Source organism: Xenorhabdus anantnagensis, assembly GCF_028598555.1.
GTDB lineage: Bacteria > Pseudomonadota > Gammaproteobacteria > Enterobacterales > Enterobacteriaceae > Xenorhabdus > Xenorhabdus anantnagensis.
The window spans coordinates 89238-105321 of record NZ_JAQRFN010000003.1 but is presented as its reverse complement, the minus strand read 5'-3'; the positions used below and the strand labels follow the sequence as shown (position 1 = coordinate 105321).

Here is a 16084-nt window from a genome sequence, read left to right as displayed (position 1 = left end):
CCGAAGGGAACTGCCGTGTTGAACCGTTATCCTTTGTGGAAGTATCTGATGCTGATCGCTGCGATCCTCATCGGTTTGCTTTATGCACTTCCCAACCTTTATGGTGAGGATCCGGCTGTACAAATCACTGGTGCGCGAGGCATCGCCGCCAGTGAAAAAACGCTGGACCAAGTCCGTAATGTTTTAGAAAAAGATCAAATCAAGAGCAAGTCCATTGCATTGGAAAATGGGGCAATCCTTGCTCGTTTCAGTGACACTGATGTGCAGCTCCGTGCGCGTGAAGCGTTGGTTTCTGCATTGGGTGAACAGTATGTCGTGGCATTGAACCTCGCGCCGGCAACGCCTGTCTGGTTGAGAGCAATCAGTGCTGAACCAATGAAACTGGGGCTTGACCTGCGTGGTGGTGTTCACTTCTTGATGGAAGTGGATATGGAAACTGCTCTGAGCAAATTGCAGGAACAGAATATCGATAGCCTGCGATCAGAACTGCGCACTCAAAGCATTTCTTATTCTACTATCCGCAAAATTGATAATTATGGCGTCGAAGTTCGTTTCCGTGATAACGATGCACGTTCTAAAGCAGAAAGCTATCTTGAACCTCGCCACCGTGATTTAGTCTTCTCCGCTGGTGCAAACAGCACGCTGAAAGTTGTTATGAGTGATGAGCGCTTGCGTGAAGCCCGTTCTTATGCAGTGCAGCAGAACATCACTATCTTGCGTAACCGTGTCAACCAATTGGGTGTTGCGGAACCGTTGGTTCAACGTCAAGGTGCAGACCGTATTGTTGTTGAACTACCCGGTATTCAGGATACTGCCCGTGCGAAAGAAATCCTCGGAGCTACTGCAACACTGGAATTCCGTCTGGTAAATAGCAATGTTGACCAAAACGTAGTGCAATATGGTCGTATTCCGGCTGATTCAGAAGTGAAAGATACCCGTGATGGCACTCCTGTTGTGTTGTATAAGCGCGTTATTCTGACAGGCGACCATATCACCGATTCGACTTCCAGTACTGACGAGAATGGTTATCCTCAGGTAAATATTTCTCTGGATAATGCTGGTGGCACAGCAATGTCTAACTTCACCAAAGATAATCTGCATAAACCAATGGCAACGCTGTTTGTGGAATACAAGGACAGCGGTAAGAAAGATGCCAATGGTCGTGCGATTCTGGCTAAGCAAGAAGAAGTTATCAACATAGCCACTATTCAGTCACGCTTGGGTAATAGTTTTCGCATTACCGGCATTAACAATCCGGCTGAAGCCCGTCAGTTATCTCTGTTACTGCGTGCGGGAGCGTTGATTGCGCCAATCCAGATTGTGGAAGAGCGTACCATTGGGCCAACTTTGGGCTTGCAGAATATTAAGCAGGGTCTTGATGCTTGTTTGTGGGGCTTGATTGCTTCCATCGTCTTTATGGTGATTTACTACCGCAAGTTTGGCCTGATTGCGAGCAGTGCGTTGTTGGCTAACTTAGTGCTGATCGTTGGTATTATGTCCTTGTTGCCAGGAGCGACGCTGACCATGCCGGGAATTGCCGGTATCGTCTTGACACTTGCCGTGGCTGTGGATGCGAACGTATTGATAAACGAACGTATCAAAGAAGAATTGCGCAATGGCCGTACGGTACAGCAGGCAATTCATGAAGGTTATAAAGGGGCGTTCTCCAGTATCATCGACGCAAACTTGACCACGCTGATTACTGCCATCATCTTGTATGCAGTGGGTACTGGCTCTATCAAGGGCTTTGCGATCACTACCAGCATTGGTGTGGCGACTTCGATGTTCACTGCTATTGTGGGAACACGTGCAATCGTGAACTTGCTGTACGGTGGCAAGCGCGTCAATAAGTTGTCAATTTAAGGAGCACGTTGTGGCACAGGATTATACTGTTGAACAATTAAACTACGGGCGTAAAGTTATCGACTTTATGCGCTGGGACAACGTTGCCTTTGGGATTTCGTTCCTGCTGTTGGTTGCTTCCATCATTATGATGGGAACTCGTGGGTTTAACTGGGGGCTTGATTTTACCGGTGGTACGGTCATTGAGGTGAAGCTGAGTAAACCCGCTGATCTGGACAAGATGCGTCAAAGTCTGGCCCAGAATGGTTTTGCTGATCCACTTTTGCAAAATTTTGGCAGCAGCCGTGATGTGATGGTTCGTATGCCACCTGTGGAAGGTAAAGCAGGGCAAGAACTTGGCAACAAGATTATTTCGGTTATTAACCAAAACATCGATAAAGATGCCAAAGTCAAGCGTGTGGAGTTCGTTGGCCCAAGTGTGGGAAGCGAACTGGCACAAACCGGAGCGATGGCGTTATTGGCTGCACTGGTCTGTATCCTGATTTATGTCGGTTTCCGCTTTGAGTGGCGTCTGGCATTGGGGGCGGTTATTGCGCTTGCGCATGATGTGGTTATTACGCTGGGTATTCTGTCGTTGTTCCACATCGAAATTGACCTGACTATCATTGCGTCGTTGATGTCCGTTATTGGCTATTCATTGAACGATAGTATCGTTGTGTCAGATCGTATCCGTGAGAACTTCCGCAAGATACGCCGTGGTACGTCATATGAAATTACCAACGTTTCTCTGACTCAGACTCTGAGCCGCACGATCATGACTTCCGCAACTACTTTGTTGGTTGTACTGATGCTGTACATTTTCGGTGGTGAAATGCTGAAGGGCTTCTCACTGGCAATGTTAATCGGTGTTTCTATCGGTACAGTGTCTTCCATTTATGTTGCTTCTGCACTGGCGTTGAAGTTGGGTATGAAGCGCGAACATATGATTCAGCAGAAAGTTGAGAAAGAAGGGGCAGATCAACCTTCCATACTTCCTTGATTATTTTGCATGATCGAGTGTTGATATCACTTAAACGCCCTGTGAGTACTTACTGACAGGGTGTTTTTCATCATCACTTCAAGGTACACTGTGATCCCTTCGGTTAACTGTCAGGAAACGATATGCATTGCCCATTTTGCGCAGCCGTTGATACTAAAGTTATTGATTCCCGTCTGGTTGGGGATGGCTCACAAGTGCGCCGTCGCCGGCAGTGCCTAGAATGTCATGAACGTTTTACTACGTTTGAAGTTGCAGAACTGGTGATGCCGCGCGTCATTAAAAGTGATGATATTCGGGAGTCTTTCGACGAAGAGAAATTGCGTCGTGGAATGCAGAAGGCGCTGGAAAAGCGTCCTGTCAGCTCTGATGATGTAGAAACGGCAATCAGCCACATTAAGTCACAGGTACGGGCAACGGGAGAGCGTGAAATTCCGTCAAAAATGATCGGAAACTTTGTCATGGATGCGCTGAAAAAACTTGATAAAGTGGCCTATATCCGTTTTGCATCTGTTTACCGCAGCTTTGAAGATATCCGTGAATTTGGTGAAGAGATTGCCAAACTACAAGACTAAACACTAGATACTCACTAATTAATAAATACTATGACACTTGATGAAATATATATGTCCCGAGCACTGGAACTGGCGCATCAGGGACGTTTTACAACATCCCCGAATCCAAATGTAGGTTGTGTCATCGTTAAGGATGAGCAAATAGTAGGGAAAGGTTTTCATTTACGGGCTGGCGAACCTCATGCAGAAGTTCATGCCCTTCGTATGGCAGGCGAAAAAGCTAAAGGTGCTACAGCTTACGTTACCCTTGAACCGTGCAGCCATCACGGCAAAACTCCTCCTTGTGCTGATTCTTTGATTGCCGCAGGCTTAAGCCGTGTTGTGGTAGCAATGCAAGATCCTAATCCTCAAGTTGCTGGGCGTGGTTTGTATAAATTGCAGCAGGCAGGTATTGCAGTTGAACATGGTTTGATGATGGGACAAGCGGAATCCTTGAATAAGGGGTTTCTCAAACGAATGCGTACAGGATTCCCTTACCTGCAATTGAAACTGGGAGCATCATTGGATGGACGAACTGCGTTGGCATCGGGTGAAAGCAAGTGGATTACCTCACCAGAATCTCGTCAGGATGTGCAGAAACTACGGGCGCAGTGCAGTGCCATTTTGAGTTCCAGCGCAACAGTTCTGGCGGATGATCCTGCTCTGACTGTCCGTTGGAATGAATTGGATGCTGAAACACAAGCAATTTATCCTCAAGAGCTGCTCCGCCAACCAATTCGTATTATTACGGATAGTCAAAATCGTATAACTCCACAGCATCAAGTCGTGCAGCAAACAGGAGAATGTTGGTTAGCGCGTACTAACCAAGATCAGCAAGAATGGTCTGATCAAGAATGGCCTGATAATGTCGAACAGATTTTATTGCCAAAACACGGTAACGGTGTTGATTTAGTATTGTTGATGATGCAGCTTGGTAAGCGCCAGATAAATTCTGTTTGGGCAGAATGTGGTCCTGCTTTAGCCGGGGCTTTATTATCATTGGGATTGGTAGATGAATTAATCCTTTATATCGCGCCTAAGGTATTGGGAAACAATGCCCGTGGGTTGTTCGATATCCCTGAATTGCAAAAATTATCGAATGCTCCTGAATTTTCTCTGTTTGATGTACAACAGATTGGGCCTGATGTGCGCCTTCGCTTGCGACCGCTTTAGTGCCCTGATTTAAGTTTGGACATAAACCAAGACGCAGAGAAAAATAATGTGATAAGATCCGCGCCCCTGCGGATATGAATAAGGTAAAGGAAGGCTATGAACGTAATCAAAGGTGTTGTTGCAGCTCCTGAAGCCCACATTGCAATTGCAATTGCCCGCTTTAACAACTTCATTAATGACAGCCTGCTGGAAGGAGCCATTGATGCGTTGGAACGCATCGGTCAGGTTTCTTCAGACAATATCACCGTAGCATGGGTACCGGGTGCCTATGAACTGCCATTGACGGTCAAGGCGCTGGCTGAATCCCAAAAATATGATGCGGTTATCGCTTTGGGGACAGTTATCCGTGGCGGCACAGCCCACTTCGAATATGTTGCCGGCGAGTGCAGTTCTGGCTTGTCCAGTGTGGCAATGTCCAGCGACATTCCTGTTACATTTGGTGTTCTGACAACTGAAAATATCGAACAGGCGATTGAACGCGCTGGTACTAAAGCGGGCAATAAAGGTACGGAAGCTGCCTTGACCGCATTGGAAATGATTAATGTAATCAAAGCCATTAAAGGCTGAATTTTTTAGTTTTAATTAAGGGGAATTTTGTGAAACCTGCTGCTCGTCGTCGTGCTCGTGAGTGTGCTGTTCAGGCAATTTATTCATGGCAATTATCTAAAAACAGCATTGCTGATGTTGAATTGCAGTTTTTGTCAGAGCAGGACGTAACCGGTGTTGATATCACCTATTTCCGTGAATTGCTGTCCGGGGTAGCGGTCAATGCTCCAAAATTGGATGCCTTGATGGTGCCTTATCTTTCCCGCCAGCTCGAAGAGTTAGGTCAGGTAGAAAAAGCCATCTTGCGCGTTGCGATGTTTGAACTAAGCTTTCGTGATGATGTTCCCTACAAAGTGGTTATTAATGAAGGCATCGAACTGGCAAAAGTGTTTGGCGCTGAAGATAGCCATAAATTCGTGAATGGGGTGCTGGATAAAGCTGGCCCAGCAGCACGCAAGAAAAAGTGATTGCTTGCCAGGAGTTCCCCATTATAACTCGATGATTTTACACATGAGGCCGGAAATCCGGCCTCATGTGCTCATCATTAGTCACTTTCTGGAATTCTATTATGGCATGTGGTGAATTTGACCTCATTGCACGTTACTTCAATCGCCGTCTCACCCGCCGACGTGATGTAAGCCTAGGGATCGGCGATGATTGTGCACTGATGACCGTTGCAGATAAGCAAGAATTAGCAGTAACAACGGATACGTTGGTTGCTGGTGTCCATTTTCTTCCTGATATCTCACCGGAAGATTTGGCTTATAAGGCACTGGCTGTCAATATCAGTGATCTGGCTGCCGTTGGGGCAGATCCCGCATGGGCATCTCTGGCGTTAACGTTGCCCGACGTCAATGAGGATTGGTTAAAACGGTTCAGTGATAGCCTGTTTGAACAATTGAACTATTACGGTATGCAATTGATTGGTGGGGATACTACAAAAGGCCCCATGAGCTTAACGCTAACCGTACATGGGTTAGTACCGGCTGGCAGGGCGTTGCGTCGTGCTGGAGCGAAGAACGGTGACTGGATTTATGTCACCGGAACATTGGGTGATAGTGCCGCAGGGCTTGCTTTGTTACAAGAGCGTCTGACAGTGGAAGATACAGCGATCCACAATTGGCTGGCTAAACGTCATCTTCGCCCGCAACCACGCGTTTTACAAGGACAGGCACTGCGTGATCTGGCTTCTTCCGCGATTGATCTATCCGATGGATTGATTTCTGACCTCAACCATATTCTGACAGCCAGCCAATGTGGCGCGCGTATTAATCTGGACACGTTGCCTTATTCAGAAGCGATGCAGCAATATGTCTCCTCTGAACAGGCATTGAAATGGGCGCTGAGTGGTGGGGAAGATTATGAGTTGTGCTTCACCGTACCTGAGCTTAACCGTGGTGCGTTAAATATGGCTTTGGCCCATACGGGGGCGAGTTTTTGCTGTATTGGGCAAATCAGGCCAGAATCAGAAGGCATCCGCTATTTTAACAATAACGAAGAAATTGAGCTGGATCTGAGCGGCTTTGATCACTTTAAAGCGGATAAGAAACCCGTGGCTCCCTGTCTGGCAACACATCAGGAAGAAAAAGATCAAACGGAGGGAACCCATGGATGACGCAAAACGCCACTTAAAAATGAGTAACCCGTGGCATTTACTGGCTACGGGATTCGGTAGTGGTTTATCGCCGATTATGCCGGGCACGATGGGTTCAGTAGCGGCGATCCCTTTCTGGTTACTGTTGGTGCAGTTACCGGCATGGGGAATTTGGTTGGCTATTGTGTTGGGAACCATCATTGGTTGTGTGATTTGCCAGAAAGCTGCTGATGCCATGAACGTGGAAGATCCAGGCTGTGTAGTCTGGGATGAATTCATTGGTATGTGGATCACACTGATGGCGATTCCTGTGCTCAACTGGCAATGGGTTTTGGTTGGTTTTGTGGTATTCCGCATTTTCGATATGTGGAAACCGTGGCCGATTCGCTGGTTCGACCGTTATGTAAAAGGTGGAATTGGCATCATGCTGGATGACATTATCGCAGCCATCTTTGCGGTAGCGGTCATCTGGTTGCTGAATTTCTACCAAGTGTTACCTTTCTAAAGTAAATAGCCACTGGAATTCAGTGGCTATTTTTTCAGTTTGTTGCTCCTCCTGCAACGGCAATGTCTTTTCCATTCAGCAATGCTGATTCGATAACTATTTTCAAGGCTGCTATTATTGTCTCTACCGCCATACTTGGCATATTCGAATGAATTGTGGTCTGTTCTGGTAAATAAGGAACATGGATAAAGCCGCCACGTACAGCGGGAAAATGCTGGCTCAGATAATGCAGCAAACCATACATAACATGGTTGCAAACGAAGGTTCCCGCAGTTTGGGATACGGTTGCAGGTATTCTTGCCTTATTTAATTCATTAACGATTTTTTTGATGGGCAGAGTAGAAAAATAAGCCATAGGGCTATCTGTAATAACAGGGATATCAATGGGCTGTTTACCTGCATTATCAGGAATACGGGCATCGTTAATATTGATTGCGACGCGTTCTACGCTGATATTTGATCGGCCTCCAGCTTCCCCTACTGAAATGACCAATTCTGGTTTAAGGCGTTCAATTGCGGCATAAAGATGTTCCAGAGAAGTATCGAAAACACAAGGGAGCAGGCAAACTTCAATATTAGCACCTGCGATTTGACATCCCTGCAATGGACGAACAGCTTCCCATGATGAATTTATCGTCTCACCACCGAAAGGTTCAAAACCAGTGACTAAAACATTTTTCATGACGGTTCCTCATTATTGATTTATAAGAAATTATTGGTTTATAAGAAATTATTGTTTTATAAGAACATGAGAAAATAGAGTAGAAAGACATTGGTAATCAGCAAAACGCATCCCGTAGGGATTTGTACCTTGATGACGGCATTGCGGTCGGGCAACTCTAACAGAGCAGCAGGAACGATATTGAAATTTGCAGCCATGGGAGTCATCAATGTACCGCAATAGCCAGAAAACATACCAATGGCTGCCATAACGGCTGGATTGCCACCATGATGTAAGACCAAAATAGGGATACCAATACCAGCGGTAACAATAGGGAAGGCTGCGAAAGCATTTCCCATAATCATGGTCAGCAGCGCCATCCCAAATACATACGATACTACGGCAATAAAGCGATTATCGACGGCGACATGATTTTCAGTTAAGTGGGCAATCACAGTACCTATACCGGCGATGGTAAACAGCAATCCGAGCGTAGCCAGAAGTTGTGGCAGGATAAATACACAACCAATGGAGTCGAGCAGACGACGAGTCTCCTGTATTGGTTGTGTCATGGCTTCACGACCCATACTTAATGCGATAATTAACCCTATCAGACAGCCGAGAGTCACTGAAAAAAGAGTCACCAGTGTTGCATGATTTCCCTCTCCGAAGACGGCTTGTTGTAAGCTGGGAATATGGTTAAACATCAACACACTGATCACTGTGACAACGGGGATCAGCAAGGCGGGAAGAAATAACCGATTTCCAAGACGATCAGCACTTTCCTGCCGTTGTTCTGGGGTACGTTGATGATAATTTCCCTGTCTCACCCCACCGAATCCTGCCAATATTGCCATAAGAACGACCAGTACACCGATACTAATATGGGCAATCCGTTGGGCATCGACTTCATTGCTGATCCAGATATTCACTAGATGATGACTCGATTTCCCCATCAGGAAAATCAAACCGTAAAGCGCCCAAAATAAGCCTGTAGTTAAACGGCGAGGGTTAGCTTTATCACGCCATGACATAATAGCGACAGCGATCAAGAGCAGTCCAGCCAACATATAGAGATATTGTAACTGAAACATTATTTCTTCCCCTTGCTATGCAGTCTGGTGTGATTCAAGGCACTCATTTCATTAGCAAGATGGTAATCAAGGCGATATAACCGAACCGAATGGATCAGAAAAGCGCAAATGGCGGTAGGGATCCCCCAAAGAGCAATATGTAGTGGTTCGGTTTGAATCCCCCCTGATTCCAACATGAAATTGTGCATAAAGATAATTGCCCCAAAAGCGACAAAAATATCTTCCCCGAAAAACAGACCGATATTATCCGTTGCTGCCGACATGGCGCGAATACGATGACGAACGGAATCCGGTAACTCACCATATTGGTTTTCAGCAGCGCCTTCTGCCATAGGAGCCAGCAGGGGGCGAACCATTTGTGGATGCCCACCTAAACTGGTTAACCCTAAGGCGGCAGCGGTTTCTCGTATAAACAGATAGACAATCAATAAACGCCCGGTGGTAGCAGTTTTGATATGAGCAATGGATTGCTGGGCTCTTTCTTTTAAGCCATGCCTTTCCAGTAGCCCAATGATAACTAAAGGAAATAGGATGGTCAGTGTTAAATTCAGTGTGTTAACAAACCCAGAACCTAGCTTTTCCAGAATATCGGCGATAAGCATGTGAGCAGCCAATCCCGTGACAAGGCCGGCAATGGTGACGACCAGAACAGGATTAAACCTGATGACAAAACCGATGATAATGACGGCGATCCCGATTAGAGGCCAAAAATTGATGGCTTGCTGCATATTCGACTTCCTCATGAATAAACTTTGTGTTGTTTTATTGTTGGTTTGAATTGTGGTTATTGTTGATTAATTGTTTTTTATTGTTGAACAATAAATAGATTGTGCTTAACAAATAGGCAAATAAAATTCGCATTGGATTGTAAAAATGGAATATAGATCACTTCTTGAATGAAAACGCGTTTATTGGACGAAAATGTTTTGCCAGCTACTTGGAAGATAAGGGGGATAAAAATCTGAAGAACAGTAATGCGATTCCAGCGTTATTTGAATTATTATATTCTGGCTTTTTAAGGTATCTTAACAAGTACAGATAAAGGTGGTCATTAGCGTTATTTGTTATTTTAAAAATTCACTGTGATGTATAACGATAACTGAGATTGACCACTTTTTATTGTGGAGATTACCAAAAGTTCAGACTCAAAGAAGAATACGGCTTTCAGGACGCAAAAATCTTTCTGGTACATAGAGATCAAAATTATTAAATCGGCAGTATTCTTCTAATTGTTGAGCAGAACTAACACCCGTCTTTTTATATATTTGTGCTGTATAATTTTCGACGGTACGATAGGAAATATTTAATATTCTACCAATTTGTTTACTGGTATATTTGTGTAGAGAGAGAAAAATGATATCCCATTCTCGTTGGGTAAATAAATGAGTAGGTGGTTGAAACATAATAGAAGCAGGGAGTTTTCCATGATATAGGCGGGTTAATGAATAATCTTGAGCTTTCCACAAATGATATATAATCCCTATACAATCACCATTTTCATGATAAAGAGGTGATTTTTCACAAAAATAGGATGATAATATTTTATCTTCTCCCCAAATATGTGTTTCGAGTGAAACATATGACTTTTCTTCTTTCATTACTTTTTGGTCATGATGAATATATTCTTTTGCAAACTCTGCACCTTCCCAAGGAAGCTCATTATCATAAAACCCTTCAAAATCAAATGAATCAGAAAATCCTTTAATGGCATTTAATGCTTTGTTACCATAAATAAAACATGAGTTTTTGTCCTTTATTCCCCAAGGATCATTACTTACTGATAATGTGTTGATTATTTGAGGTGAAATGATGCTCTTTTTGTTGCTCATGTCATTATTCCTTTGTTATTTTTTAAATAATATAATTAATTTATTTCTCTACTGCCAACAGTGATAAACCGTTCTGGGATATAGCTATCAAGTTTTTGTTTTCTGCAAAAACATTTAAGATCTGTATCTCTTAAAATATTAAATTTTTGATAAATTGATTGTATATGATTAACAACATCTTCTGTGCTTACCATTAATTCCTTTCCGATATTTTTTTCATCCAATGAGCACAAAATCAGAAAAAGAATCTCCCGCTCAATTTGTGTCAGAATATTGTCAGGAGGAGTAAATTCCAGCGTTGCAGAATTTGCTTTTTCATAGTAGTAAGAGGTGGAGAAATTTGGCATTTTATACATATGAAAAGTGATGCCAATACAATCGCCGTTATCATCCAAAAGTGGATATTTATCACATAGATAAGCCTGTTTAATTTTATTTTTTCCAAATAGATGAGTTTCCATTGAAGTTACTCGTTGCATAGTCTGAATAACTTTTTGTTCCTGATGGTGGAATTTTTCTTCATATTCTGTAATAGGTGAAGGTAATTGACCTATATTACATCCTATAATATCGAAATTTTCAGGTAGATTGAGAAGTTGGTAAAAAGCAGGGTTGGCATAGATAAATCTGGATTGGTGATCTTTGGCTCCCCAAGGATCAATGCTTTTTTCCCACATATGAACTAATTGCGGAGTGATATTATTTGATTTTTTCATATTTTATATGTTGACTTTTTAATCATTGGCTTAACTTATTTACGATAGGAATAACTTAATCATATAATATGACAAAAATAATTGGTCAGTCAAAGATAGTATATTTATTAAATTTTAATATAGCATTATTAATATAAATAATATTGTTTCATCTTGAATTTATCTTGTCAGTCAGTTACCTGAAATAGGTAACCTATCTTTATTTTTAATTTACATAATATTAACATTATAATATTCACTTATGGTAATTAAATATTTAATGCTATTTATTTGTTATAAGGTCATAGATGTTAATTTAAGTATTTTATACGCTTCCAACATTTTCAAAAACAATTAAACTTTTTAAATATATTATCAGTCATAAAATAATCCGTTTGGGTGTTTTTCTTTTGATTTTTGCTGATTGAATTAATGAGTGATCTTTGGGTAACTAGATGTAACATTTTTCATTCGGAAAGTATTTGACTGTTCTTAGCGGAGATTAACGTTTAGTTCAGGTATTTTTAGTGTTTTACCAGTGTCAACTCCAGGGAAAAGCTATAATAATATAAAAAATTAATCTGAATTGATTAAAAATATAGCACTTTGAAACATTGCACCTTGAAACATCGCACTTTGCATAACCAAACAGGGAGGAAGAAAAAGGAAAGATTATAGCAATCGACTAGCACAAAGCAGATATTTTAAATGAATTGCCATTTTCAAATTTAACACAAATGTTTCACTCAGAAATCAGTAGGAAAGAATTAATTACCTGAAACTTTTCTTGTAAAAAGTTTCAGGTATGATCACAGCCTTGTCATTGTACTTTTTCTGGTTTCTCGGATGCCTTTTTATTTCATAGTGTTAACTGAGCTAAACCGGTGATTGCTTTTTCAAGGTATTGACGAGGACAACCCAAGTTTATTCGGATAAATCCTTTTCCTTTATTGCCGAAATTGCACCCCATTGAAACAGCTATTTTAGCTTTTTGGATTAATACCTGTTGCAAAGTGTTATCATCCAAGCCTAAATCTCGACAGTCCAGCCAGGCCAGATATGTTCCTTCTGCTTTAGTCATTCGACACCAAGGGACGGAAGACGCTAAAGCCTGTTCGAACCAGCGACGATTTTCAGCCAAATAATCCTGTAACTTATCAAGCCATATATCCCCATATTGGTAAGCTGCTGTAGCTGCAGTCATCGATAATGAATTGAATACATCTAATCCGTGAGCATTTAACCGACTATTAAAGGCTTGTCGGAGGGTCAGATCTGGAATAAGAAAGTTTGATATACGTAGTGATGAAAGCCCAAACGTCTTACTTGCAGAGGTGGCAACAATAATATTGCTATGCCATTCACTCCCAAGATGCAAGATTGAGGTAAATTCTCCCCAAGGCAACGTTAAATCAGCCCAAATTTCATCGGAAATTACCGTCGTACCGTATCTTTTGCAGAGTATTAATAGTTGTAGCAGTTCATCACGATTCCAGCATCGGCCTGTAGGATTATGTGGGTTACATAATAATAATAGAGGTGGTCGGTGTTGCTTTAATATATGTTCTAGGTGGTTGTAGTCAATTTTGTAACCCTCTGGGCTTTCAAGAAGAGGATTTTCAATAATCACTCTGGCGTTCATAGTAATAATGTTGGCAAATGAAGCGTAATAGGGGCCTTGTACAATGACTCCTTCGCCTGTTTTACTCAGCATTTGTATTAGCAGCGCTAATCCAGGTATGACACCTTCTATTGATGTGAACCAATCCCTGTGCAAGGTCAATTTATGACGTCTTGAAAACCAATCTATTGCTGTTTGGTAGTAGAGTTCGTCACGTTCACTATAACCGAAAATACCATGATCAATTCGGGAAGATAGGGCTTGCAGGACTTCTTTTGGACTTTCAAAATCGAAATCAGACACCCACATTGGTAGAAGGTCTGTTGTGTTTAAGTGCAGGTAGCGATCTAAAAAATCCCACTTAACAGAGCCTGTATTGTGGCGATCGATGATCTGGTTGAAATCAGGAGATTTCACGTTGAATTTCCTTTTTCTTCAGGGAGTTTTCCGGTGTGACTCTTGCAATACCAAAACCAGTAAAGCCATAAATAAGAGCCAAAAACGCAGCAGCATAGCACTGGATTGCCCAAGGTAGTAGATCAAGCGTACTGACACCCAATGTTGTGGCCATGTAGATACCAGCAGAGGTCCAAGGGATCAGAGGTTCAATGACAGTACAGCCATCTTCTATTGTTCGTGATAGGTTTTTATTATCCAGCCCCATCCTGCGATAAGCTCCTTTGAACAATTCTGCCGGGATGAGAAGGGCCAGCTTTCCATCACAGGTTGCACCAGTTAGCATAATGGTTGTGGCCAGGGTTGCAGCGATGAGTTGTCCTGTTGTATGAACAGCTTTCAGAAGCTGGTTAATGATGATGGTCAGGGCACCAGTGAGTGTTAACGTGCCGGCAAACGCAAATGCACAAAACACAAGCAATATAGTACTCATCATTGAGAACATACCACCGCGATTGAGCAAACGGGGGACATCGCTAACGACACTAGTGATGTTGTATCCTTGGTCAGAGAGCATTGAGAGATTGAAACCATCAATTAACGCATTAAGACCTTGTTTAAGCGTGAACCCCTGAAGAGCCATACCGATAGCAATAGCCAATGTACAGGCAGCCAGCATGACGGGTATCACCGGACGTTTTGTCATGGCTCCCCATAAAACCAGCATCGGGGGCAAAATCAGAAATAAATTGAAGTGATACAGGTTTTCAAGGGATTGTATGATTTCTGTAATTTTTTCGGGTGTTGCCATACTACCTGTTAAGTTTGTATGGCCTGCTATGAAATAAACAACAGCGGCTAAAACAAAGCTTGGGATAGTGGTATACATCAAATGTTGAATATGGCTATAAAGATCGGTGTCAGCAACTATTGCCGCGAAATTCGTTGAGTCGGATAACGGTGAGATTTTATCACCGAAATAGGCGCCCGAAACAACCGCACCCGCTGCCGCAGCCAAAGATACGTCAAGTCCTGCGGCTACTCCCATTAGGGCTACGCCTACTGTTCCGGCTGCTCCCCATGATGTACCAGTACAAATTGAAATAGCGCTCGTGATAAAGAAGGCGGCAATGAGTATATATTGAGGGCTAATTAGCTTTAATCCCCAATAAACCATGTAAGGTATGGTTCCGCTGAACATCCAGGTGCCAATTAAGCCCCCGACACAAATCAGTATCATGATCACTGGCATTGCTTTGGTTAGCTTTGCCACAATGGCATCAATAATGTCATTCCAGCGATAGCCTTGCCAATATGCCAAGGCTGCTGCTATTGCCGCTGATACGAGCAACAAGGATTCGATGCGCAGACTTAATTGACCATAGCCAATAATTAGCAGTAAAAGCATTGCTGCAATAGGTAGTATAGCTAGCTTTAGATTAAGTGTTTTCTTGCCATCCATATGAAAATTCCAATTTCAGATAGGTTATTGAAATAAAAAGTTACTCTATCAAAAAAACGGAATCTCTGATGATTAATTCCGCTGAAAACATATTCATTTGTGGAGGCAATTCTTTTTTGGCGCTGAGCTGTAATGCCAGATTAGCTGCCCGTTGAGCCATTTGTTCGATTGGGTTATGTACGGTAGTTAAGGGAGGGTAGAGATATCGGGCGGTGACAATATCATCAAAGCCAACGATTGACAGTTGTTCCGGTAAATTGATTTTCCGTTGATGTAGGGCTCGCATCATACCAGCTGCCATAACATCATTGAATGTTATGGCAGCAGTAAAGTTGATGCCGCTGTCTAAGAGCTTTCCTGCTGCTTGCTCCCCGCCTTTTTCGTTAAATGGAACACTAATAACCCAATCACTAGGTACTGTTATACCTGCATTACTCATTGCGGCATGATATCCCTCCAAACGGAGCCTTCTATCATCGATCGGTAGATCTGCCGTTATATAAGCAATTTTTCTATGGCCATTTTGGAGAAGATAGTTGGTAGCAGTTTGAGAGGCACTGACATTATCCAGCCAGATGCATCGGTTAGCGATAACAGGAAAATATCGATTGATAATCACTAATCCTGGAGTATGAGCTGCATAACGTAATATATCTGCATCACTCATTCTGCTGATATGGGCGACTATTGCCTCACACCCTTGGTTGATTAAAAAATCCAAGGCAGATTTCTCCAGTTCAGCTCGATGCCCGCCACTACAAACCATGAGTTTAGCTTCTTGTTTCCGGGCAATTTTTTCAACTCCGCGAGCCAAAAGGGAAAAAAAGGGATCAGCCAAATTACCAGTCAATAAGCCCAACATATTCCCACTCCTTTTTGCCAATGCAAGCGCGGTGGAATTACGGTGGTAGTTGAACTTACGCATGGCTTTTTCTACCCGTTCACGGGTGCCAGGCTCGACATAAGCGGTATTATTAATGACACGGCTAACAGTGGCTACGGACACTCCAGCTTGATGTGCTACATCTTTCATCGTGGCCATGCTATCTCCGATAGTTATTTATACAAAATAAATGTGAAATGGAATCATATATAAATTCATTCAGATAGTCATA

16 protein-coding genes are annotated in these 16084 nt (G+C 42.8%); 8 read left to right on the top strand and 8 right to left on the bottom strand.

Features of this window, described 5'->3' with window-relative positions:
* The first annotated feature begins 15 nt into the window (after window positions 1-15).
* The 8 genes from secD to pgpA all read left to right on the top strand — a co-directional run bounded on the left by secD (window position 16) and on the right by pgpA (window position 7211).
* Window positions 16-1863, top strand: a complete 1848-nt coding sequence (secD, locus tag PSI14_RS03590) for a protein translocase subunit SecD (RefSeq protein ID WP_273574447.1) — start codon at window positions 16-18, stop codon at window positions 1861-1863.
* Between the two features lie 10 nt (window positions 1864-1873).
* Window positions 1874-2842: a protein translocase subunit SecF gene (secF, locus tag PSI14_RS03585; RefSeq protein WP_273574446.1), complete on the top strand. Its 969-nt coding sequence runs from the start codon at window positions 1874-1876 to the stop codon at window positions 2840-2842.
* 122 nt (window positions 2843-2964) lie between these two features.
* Entirely contained in the window at window positions 2965-3414 is a 450-nt protein-coding gene (gene nrdR, locus PSI14_RS03580; protein WP_273574445.1) for a transcriptional regulator NrdR, read from the top strand.
* A 30-nt stretch (window positions 3415-3444) separates the two neighbouring features.
* Window positions 3445-4566, top strand: coding sequence for a bifunctional diaminohydroxyphosphoribosylaminopyrimidine deaminase/5-amino-6-(5-phosphoribosylamino)uracil reductase RibD (ribD, locus tag PSI14_RS03575; protein ID WP_273574444.1), 1122 nt, complete (start codon window positions 3445-3447; stop codon window positions 4564-4566).
* A gap of 96 nt (window positions 4567-4662) precedes the next feature.
* Window positions 4663-5133, top strand: a complete 471-nt coding sequence (gene ribH / locus PSI14_RS03570) for a 6,7-dimethyl-8-ribityllumazine synthase (protein ID WP_273574443.1) — start codon at window positions 4663-4665, stop codon at window positions 5131-5133.
* A 29-nt stretch (window positions 5134-5162) separates the two neighbouring features.
* On the top strand, window positions 5163-5579 hold the full coding sequence (gene nusB / locus PSI14_RS03565) for a transcription antitermination factor NusB (RefSeq protein ID WP_273574442.1): 417 nt from the start codon (window positions 5163-5165) through the stop codon (window positions 5577-5579).
* 101 nt (window positions 5580-5680) lie between these two features.
* A complete protein-coding gene (gene thiL / locus PSI14_RS03560) occupies window positions 5681-6727 on the top strand; it encodes a thiamine-phosphate kinase (protein ID WP_273574588.1) in 1047 nt (348 codons plus the stop codon).
* The gene (gene pgpA, locus PSI14_RS03555) at window positions 6720-7211 is read left to right on the top strand and encodes a phosphatidylglycerophosphatase A (protein WP_273574441.1); all 492 of its coding nucleotides are present in this window, start codon (window positions 6720-6722) and stop codon (window positions 7209-7211) included. The genes thiL and pgpA overlap by 8 nt, the downstream gene beginning before the upstream one ends.
* A gap of 34 nt (window positions 7212-7245) precedes the next feature.
* On the opposite strand, the gene pcp is transcribed toward pgpA, so the two are convergent.
* The 8 genes from pcp to PSI14_RS03515 form a co-directional block, all read right to left on the bottom strand.
* Window positions 7246-7893, bottom strand: a complete 648-nt coding sequence (pcp, locus tag PSI14_RS03550; protein WP_273574440.1) for a pyroglutamyl-peptidase I — start codon at window positions 7891-7893, stop codon at window positions 7246-7248.
* 56 nt (window positions 7894-7949) lie between these two features.
* Complete coding sequence (locus tag PSI14_RS03545) at window positions 7950-8969, bottom strand: DUF979 domain-containing protein (RefSeq protein WP_273574587.1); 1020 nt, start codon at window positions 8967-8969, stop codon at window positions 7950-7952.
* Window positions 8966-9694: a DUF969 domain-containing protein gene (locus tag PSI14_RS03540; protein ID WP_273574439.1), complete on the bottom strand. Its 729-nt coding sequence runs from the start codon at window positions 9692-9694 to the stop codon at window positions 8966-8968. The genes PSI14_RS03545 and PSI14_RS03540 overlap by 4 nt, the downstream gene beginning before the upstream one ends.
* Window positions 9695-10111: 417 nt before the next feature.
* Window positions 10112-10795 carry a helix-turn-helix transcriptional regulator gene (locus tag PSI14_RS03535; RefSeq protein WP_273574438.1) on the bottom strand — a complete coding sequence of 228 codons (684 nt, stop codon included), beginning with the start codon at window positions 10793-10795 and terminating at the stop codon, window positions 10112-10114.
* Window positions 10796-10830: 35 nt separating this feature from the next.
* The gene (locus PSI14_RS03530; protein WP_273574437.1) at window positions 10831-11511 is read right to left on the bottom strand and encodes a PAS domain-containing protein; all 681 of its coding nucleotides are present in this window, start codon (window positions 11509-11511) and stop codon (window positions 10831-10833) included.
* An 838-nt stretch (window positions 11512-12349) separates the two neighbouring features.
* The gene (locus PSI14_RS03525; RefSeq protein ID WP_273574436.1) at window positions 12350-13528 is read right to left on the bottom strand and encodes a MalY/PatB family protein; all 1179 of its coding nucleotides are present in this window, start codon (window positions 13526-13528) and stop codon (window positions 12350-12352) included.
* Entirely contained in the window at window positions 13515-14969 is a 1455-nt protein-coding gene (gene nhaC / locus PSI14_RS03520; RefSeq protein WP_273574435.1) for a Na+/H+ antiporter NhaC, read from the bottom strand. The genes PSI14_RS03525 and nhaC overlap by 14 nt, the downstream gene beginning before the upstream one ends.
* A 40-nt stretch (window positions 14970-15009) precedes the next feature.
* Window positions 15010-16011 (bottom strand): LacI family DNA-binding transcriptional regulator, encoded by a 1002-nt coding sequence (locus PSI14_RS03515; protein WP_273574434.1) that lies wholly within the window; start codon window positions 16009-16011, stop codon window positions 15010-15012.
* Window positions 16012-16084: the final 73 nt, after the last annotated feature.